The following is a 7,448-nucleotide window of genomic DNA, read 5'->3' on the forward strand; positions in this document are numbered from 1 at the left end:
CTTCTCCGCCCTGCAGAACCGCGATGCGCTTCCGCAGCGCGTGCCTGAGACGACGCCGGTCGCCCATCATGCCGTCGTCATTCCGACCAGCCGAAAGGCTTTGCCGGCAAAGCCGGACACAGCACCGGCAAAGAATGCCAACAAGGTGCTCGATGCGCGCGTGCGTATCCACCGGCTGCTGCTCGAAGAGATCAATCTTGTCGCGCTGGAGCGTTTGCCGAAGGATGAGATGCGCCGGCAAGTGCATGATTTCGTGTCGGAAAAGACCAAGCAGGAGCGGATGGCGATCAACACCGTCGAGCTTGACGCGCTGGTCGACGACATCGTCGACGAGATGGTCGGCCTCGGTCCGCTCGAGCCGCTGCTCAAGGACCCGGACATCAACGATATCCTGATCAACGGCCACATGAACTGCTTTGTCGAAAAGAAGGGCAAGCTGCAGCCGGTCCACATTCCGTTCAAGGACGAGGCGCATCTCCTGCGCATCGTCAACAAGATCGTCGCCGCGGTTGGTCGCCGCGTCGACGAATCGCAGCCGATGGTCGATGCCCGCATGCTGGACGGCTCGCGCTTCAACGCGGCCATCCGCCCGGTTGCGGTCGATGGGCCGCTGGTGTCGATCCGAAAATTCTCCAAGAACAAGCTCGGCCTGCACAAACTGGTCGAATTCGGCGCCATCACCCAGAACATGGCCGAAGTGCTGGCGGCGGCCGTGCATGCCCGCAAGACGACGATCATTTCGGGCGGTACCGGCACCGGCAAAACGACCATGCTCAATGCGCTGTCGGCCTTCATTCCCGAGGACGAGCGGCTGATCACCATCGAGGACGCGGCCGAGCTCCAACTGCAGCAGCCGCATGTCGCGCGTATGGAAACACGTCCGGCTAACATCGAAGGCCATGGCGAGCTGAAGCAGCGCGACCTGGTCAAGAACGCACTGCGCATGCGCCCCGACCGCGTCATCCTCGGCGAGTGCCGGGGCGAGGAGGCTTTCGACATGCTGCAGGCAATGAACACCGGCCACGAAGGGTCGATGGCGACCATCCATGCCAACACGCCGCGCGACGCCATTTCGCGGCTCGAGCAGATGCTCGGCATGACCGGCATGCCGATGACGGTGCAGTCGATCCGCAGCCAAATCGCCAGCGCGCTCGACCTGATCGTTCAGCTGACGCGCCTGTCCGACGGCAAGCGCAAGGTGACCAGTGTCGCCGAGGTGACCGGCATGGAAGGAGATGTCATCCAGATGCAGGAGATCTTCCGCTTCGTGCGTACCGGCATGGAGGCCGACGGCAGGATTCTGGGCCACTACGAGGCGACCGGCATCCGGCCGCGCTTCCTTGAGGATCTGCGTGCCATGGGCATCGAGTTTCCCGGACGATATTTCGAACCCGGCCGGCCGCAGGAGTAGCCAAGTGTTCGATGGAATGAGCGCTATCTATGTCGTTTATGCCGCGGCCGCGCTGACCGGCATCCTGATCGCCGAGGCCTGCTACCTGCTTTATGCCGGCCGCAGCGACAAGCGCACCGCCATCAACCGGCGCATGAAGCTGCAGGAAAACAAGATCAGCCAGGAGCAGGTGCTTGTCCAACTGCGCAAGGAACGCGGCCTCGACGCAGGCACGCCGCTGTTTTCGCTGGATCGGTTCCGCGCTTTGCGAACCCAGTCGGGCATGATCATGCCGCTGTCGAAATTCCTGATGATCAGCTGCGGCGTGGCGATGGCGATGACCCTGGTCGCCATCTGGTACGGCTTGCCGCCGCTGATGGGGCTTGTGCTGTTTGTGGTGCTTGTGCCGGTGCTGCCGGTGATCACGCTGCGCTTCAAGCGCAAGCGCCGGGTAAAGCGGTTCGGCATGCAATTGCCGGAGGCGCTGGAACTGATCACGCGTGGCCTGAAGGCCGGCCACCCGGTGCCGGTGGCGATCGCCATGGTGGCGCGCGAGATGCCCGACCCGATCGGCACCGAGTTCGGCGTCATCGCCGACGAGGTGACCTATGGCTCCGATCTGGTTTCGGCGTTGAACTCGCTGTTCGACCGGGTCGGCCAGGAGGATCTGCCGCTGTTCGTCACCGCCGTCTCGATCCAGACCAGTTCGGGCGGCAATCTGCGCGAGATCCTCGACGGCCTGGCGACGACGATCCGCGAGCGCGGCAAGCTGCGCCGCAAGGTGCGCGCCATTGCGACAGAAGGTCGGATGTCGGCCTACATCCTGACAGCGGTGCCGGCGTTGCTGTTCACCGCCATTATGGCGCTGATGCCGGGCTTCTACCGCGACGTCTGGGGCGAGGCGAAAACCTGGTACCTGCTCGGCGGCTCGATCACCTGGCTGATGCTGGGCAATCTGATCATGTTCAAGATGTCGAATTTCAAGTTCTGACATGCAGGGCTTCATCGAATTCCTCGCCTCGCTTGCGCCGACCTCATTGATGCCGGTGGCCATCCTGCTGCTGGCGGCGGGTGCTGCCGCTGTTGCCTGGCCTGTTGTCATGGCGAAGGGCGACCGCAACGAGGTCATGCGCCGGCTCAGGGTCGACAACGGCCCCGTGGCCGCCAAACCAGAGCCGGTGCAGAAGAAGAATACCGGCGTCGTGCGCGAGAAGGCGGTGAAGCGGGCGCAGGAATTCTACGCCAGGAGCGATCCGGAAAATGTCGCCCGGCTGCGCATGAAGCTCATCCAGGCGGGCTACATGGAGCCGCGCGCTGTCGGCACGTTCTTCCTGATCCGGTTCAGCGCGATGATCGGCACGGCAATCGGTGTGTTTGTGCTCAACCGGTGGATGGCCAGCCCGGACGCGACGATGGCCAGTCGCTGGACATTCGTCATCCTGTCGGGAGCGGCCGGCTATTTCCTGCCCGGCCTAATGTTGAGCCAGAAAGTGCGGGAACGCAGGCGTGAGTACCGCAACGGCTTTCCCGATTTCATGGACCTGATGATTGTCTGCTCGGATGCCGGCATGAGCATGGAGGCGGGCATAGAGCGCGTCTCCAAGGAACTCGCCAAGACCTATCCCGCGCTCAGCCAGAACCTGCAGCTGGTGTCGTTGGAGCTGAGGGCAGGGCGCAGCCTCGACGATGCGCTGAAGGCGCTCGCCGACCGCCTCAGCCTGGACGAAGTGCGTTCCTTCGCCACGCTGCTGCAGCAGTCCAAGGAACTCGGCACCAGCCTGTCGGGGGCGTTGCGCGTTTTTTCCGACGACATGCGCCATAAGCGTATGTCGTTGGCCGAGGAAAAGGCGCACGCTCTGCCGGCCAAGATGTCGGTGCCGGTGGTGGTATGCATCCTGCCGGTGGTGCTGATGATCGCGGCCATTCCAGTCATCGTCAAAATGACGGCGCAATAGCATGATGCCGAAAGGTGTGAGGCTTCGATTCGAGCTGAAATCGTCCGGGTCTAGCGAGCGCCCCACAAAAGTCCTAGCAAGGGGACTGACAAACCATTGTTATGACCGTACTCGGCCTTGCAGGTGAGAAGTCCATGCTGTTGCGCACCCTCTTTCTCGGCCTTGCCGCAGCCACCCTGTCGCCCGCCTGGGCCGTGGCCGACGATTGCGGCGATGCCGCCGCCCTGGTGCAGCAGGCCTACCCCAAAGCTCGAAAGAGCGCCGACGGCACCTCGTTCACGCTCGAACCCCATTTCAGCATCGCCCTGACGGATGGCGACACGCCGTTTGGGCTGAGCTGCAAGATCTGGCCTGCCCATGACGACCTGCTGTTGGTAGCCGTGCCGCTGATCGACAGCGCCCAATCCAGCGACGATGGCCATGTCGGCGATATCGAGCTTCTGGTCGTCGACAGGAACAGCCAGCGTGTGCGCCTGCGCCTGCTCCAGCCGGGGCTGATCACCGATGATGCCATCGCCATCCGCAAGGTCGAATTCGATACCGGCCGCTACAGGCTGGCGCCCGGGGTCATGGCCTTCGGCCTGCGCATCGAAATCGCGAACCATTCGCAAGCCAACCCCTTCAGCGAAACCGACCTGCGGCTTTATGTTCTCGCCGGCGATGCCCTGCGCCTGGTGCTCGATGGCCTTGTCGTGGCCGGCAATGGCGGCGAGGGCGACACCAATTGCGCGGGATCTTTTCGTTCGACTGAGGTCAGCCTGGCAATGAGCCCGACGAGCCATCACGGCTATCACGACATGGTCGCGCTCGAGCGGACGCAAACCGATGACCCGTCTCCCGACAAGGATGGCGAGTGCCAGTCCCATCCCGGCAAGCCGGTGAAACGGACCTACCGGCTGCGCTATGATGGCAACCGCTATCCGGTTCCCGAGGCACTCAAGGTCATGGGTCCGTGAAAAGGCCGCGCGCGTCCTTGCAGGGATAACCCTCGTCTCGTGGTTAATGGCTGGTGTGCCCGAAGCCGAATTTTGGCGGCGTTTCGGCACCGAAGTTTAATCGCCGCTGATATATTGTGTTTCCTGAAGAACGACCCGGCAAATCGGGCGATGAGGCAGGGGCATGCGTCACAGTAATTTCACGGCAATGGCCGCAATGGCGGCCGTCTTGATGATGTCTGGCTGTACGACGAGTGGCGTCGACACCACCAAGACCACCGCCATCCAACCGGCGGCAAAAGACACCGAAACCTCCGATCTGGCGCAAGGCAAGGCGCAGTTTCGCGACGCCAATTACGGCCTCGCCGAAAAGCACTTCCGCAAGGCCGTCGAGTTGAAGGCCGACAATGCGGAGGCCTGGATGGGGCTCGCCGCTTCCTATGATGAACTCGGCCGCTTCGACTTCGCCGACCGAGCCTACGGCCAGCTTTTGAAGGTCGCCGGCCGCAAGCCGCAGATCGTCAACAATATGGGCTATTCGCAACTGCTGCGCGGCAATCGCAAGAAGGCCAAGGCGCTGCTGCTCGAAGCGAAGGCCGGCATGGCCGATCCCACCGTCGTCAACGCCAACCTCGCTCTCTTGAACAAGGGTTGATCTCGCATCCATGGGTCCGGTTTCGGAACACGTGCCATCGACGCTTTGTAAACCCTATCCGCAGGTTGCATCGATGGATTGCCTGAAAACCCGTATCTGAGGGCTGCCGCTGACTTAGAATGCAGCGCAACCGCCGACGCTCAAGAGGCCCTTGCCCGATATGCTGGACTTCAGTTCGCTCCTGCTCGCAGCCGCGCTGTCGGGCATATGCCTTAGCGTCACCATGTTTGCGATCTGGTTCACCGCGCCCAAGGCAGGTTTCGTGCTGACGGTTGCGTGCGGAATTCTGGTGCTCGTCGCGCATGTGATCCTGTTCTGGCGGTACACCAAGGATCCCGATCCGCTGCTTTGCCAGATCGTGCTCGCACTGCTCAGCCTGGGGTTCCTGATCATCTGCTTGTCGGCCATGCAATTTCTGGGGGTGCCCGGCTACGGACGCGCCGTTGCACCGGCGCTTGGCGCCATGGCCATTTGTGCCGTCGTGACCTTTATGGGCTTTGACGGCATTGGCTTCATCGTCACCTACACCACGGTGACGGCGCTGCTGTCGGCGATCGGTGCCATGTTCTGGATCAACGGCAGTCACGACCGCCGCATCCTTCTGGTGGTTTCGTTTCTGAGCGGCACCTGCGCGATGTCGTTTGCGCTTTGCGGCCTGGTTCTGCTGACCAAGGGGCAATGGACGCTCGCGGTTGCGCCCGACAACTGGGCCGAACGATTGAATTCCGTGGTGGCGGTCGCCTGCATGACCGGACTCGGAGCGTTGACGCTCTCCCTCCATCATCTGCAGGCGCAAATCGAGCTCAAGGCCGAGACTATGACCGATCCGCTGACAGGGTTGCTGAACCGCCGGGCATTGACGTCGCTCTACGGCGAACGGAGTTTCGGTCCGTTCATGTCCATCGTCATGTTTGACCTCGACCATTTCAAGCGGACGAACGATGTCTACGGTCACCCGGTAGGGGATCAGGTCTTGTGCCGTTTTGCCGCCGTCATCAAAAAGTATGCCCGGCCCGGCGTCGACGCTTTTCGCCTTGGCGGCGAGGAGTTCGCAATCGTCATGTCGCGGATGACGGACGAAAAAGCTTACGATCTCGCCAGCAAGATCGGCGTGGCGTTCGGCACCGAAATCGTCCCCACCCAGCTCGGCAAGTTGCGCAGCACGGTCAGCGGCGGCATCGGCTTTGGCGAGGCAAGCGGCAGCAGGCTGGACAACGTGCTCGCCGAGGCGGACGCGGCGCTCTATGCCGCCAAACGCGCCGGGCGAAATTGTGTCATCAGCCGCAAGAGGATGGGCAAGGCCGAGCCGATCAAGCCGGCCTTGCGCTCAGCGTAATTACTCCGCGGCCCCCAGATAGTCCGACAGCGGCGGGCACGAGCAGACCAGGTTGCGATCGCCGGCGACATTGTCGATGCGTGACACCGGCGGCCAGTACTTGGCTGCCGTGTCGGGGTCGCCTGCCGGATAGGCCGCTTCCAAGCGCGAGTAGGGATGGGTCCACTGGCCGGCCAACGCCTCGGCGGCGGTGTGCGGCGCGTTGACCAGCGGATTGTCGGCCAAAGGCCATTCGCCCCTGGCGACTTTTGCTGCCTCTGCCGATATGGCGATCATGGCCTCGCAGAAGCGGTCGAGTTCCCGCTTGGGCTCGGACTCGGTCGGCTCCACCATCAGCGTGCCGGCGACCGGGAAGGACATGGTCGGCGCGTGAAAACCATAGTCGATCAAGCGCTTGGCGACATCGTCGACACTGATGCCTGCACTCTCCTTGAGCACGCGGGTGTCGAGGATGCATTCATGCGCGACGCGTCCCTGCCTGCCCTTGTAGAGCACCGGGAAATGCGCACCGAGCCGCGTCGCGATATAGTTGGCGGACAGGATCGCCGTTTCGGTCGCCTGCTTCAGGCCCGAGGCGCCCATCATGCGGATATACATCCAGGTGATCGGCAGGATCGAGGCGCTGCCGAAGGGGGCGGCGGAGACGGCGTGCGCCGAGCCTTCGGTGACATGGCCGGGCAAATACGGCTTCAAATGCGCCTTGACGCCGATCGGCCCGATGCCGGGTCCGCCGCCGCCATGCGGTATGCAGAAGGTCTTGTGCAGGTTCATGTGGCAGACATCGGCGCCAATGTCGCCGGGACGGGCAAGCCCGACCAGCGCGTTGAGGTTGGCACCGTCGAAATAGACCTGGCCGCCATGCTCATGGATTAGTGCGCAGAGATCGCGTGCGCCTTCCTCGAACACGCCATGCGTCGAGGGATAGGTGAACATCAGCGCCGCGAGATTTTGCGCATGCTCAGTCGCCTTGGCCTTCATGTCGTCCATGTCGATGTTGCCGTCTTCGGTGCAGCGCACGACGACGACGTTCATGCCGGCCATCGCCGCGCTCGCGGGATTGGTACCATGCGCCGAGGAGGGGATCAGGCAGACGGTGCGGTGGTTGTCGCCGCGTGAGCGGTGATAGCCGCGGATGGCGAGCAGGCCGGCATATTCGCCCTGGCTCCCGGCATTGGGC

At 62.9% G+C, this 7,448-nt stretch carries 6 protein-coding genes and 1 pseudogene; 6 read left to right on the plus strand and 1 reads right to left on the minus strand.

Translation table 11 applies throughout. The features are described 5' to 3' along the window. The 6 genes from EN749_RS26160 to EN749_RS26185 form a co-directional block, all read left to right on the plus strand. A partial coding sequence (locus EN749_RS26160) for a CpaF family protein (protein WP_245491503.1) occupies nucleotides 1-1,411 on the plus strand: 1,411 nt, incomplete at its 5' end. A gap of 4 nt (nucleotides 1,412-1,415) precedes the next feature. Next, a complete protein-coding gene (locus EN749_RS26165) occupies nucleotides 1,416-2,381 on the plus strand; it encodes a type II secretion system F family protein (protein ID WP_127327445.1) in 966 nt (321 codons plus the stop codon). A gap of 1 nt (nucleotide 2,382) precedes the next feature. Continuing rightward, entirely contained in the window at nucleotides 2,383-3,345 is a 963-nt protein-coding gene (locus tag EN749_RS26170) for a type II secretion system F family protein (protein ID WP_127397571.1), read from the plus strand. A gap of 134 nt (nucleotides 3,346-3,479) precedes the next feature. Further along, the gene (locus EN749_RS26175) at nucleotides 3,480-4,301 is read left to right on the plus strand and encodes a hypothetical protein (RefSeq protein WP_127397570.1); all 822 of its coding nucleotides are present in this window, start codon (nucleotides 3,480-3,482) and stop codon (nucleotides 4,299-4,301) included. Between the two features lie 163 nt (nucleotides 4,302-4,464). Next, nucleotides 4,465-4,935: a hypothetical protein gene (locus EN749_RS26180; RefSeq protein ID WP_127320645.1), complete on the plus strand. Its 471-nt coding sequence runs from the start codon at nucleotides 4,465-4,467 to the stop codon at nucleotides 4,933-4,935. Between the two features lie 160 nt (nucleotides 4,936-5,095). Continuing rightward, nucleotides 5,096-6,271: a diguanylate cyclase gene (locus EN749_RS26185; protein WP_127810561.1), complete on the plus strand. Its 1,176-nt coding sequence runs from the start codon at nucleotides 5,096-5,098 to the stop codon at nucleotides 6,269-6,271. Here the strand turns inward: EN749_RS26185 and EN749_RS26190 are convergent. Continuing rightward, a pseudogene (locus EN749_RS26190) lies at nucleotides 6,272-7,448 on the minus strand (aminotransferase class V-fold PLP-dependent enzyme); the annotation flags it as partial. It abuts the gene before it with no gap.

This window comes from Mesorhizobium sp. M7A.F.Ca.ET.027.02.1.1, assembly GCF_004022985.1.
Lineage (GTDB): Bacteria > Pseudomonadota > Alphaproteobacteria > Rhizobiales > Rhizobiaceae > Mesorhizobium.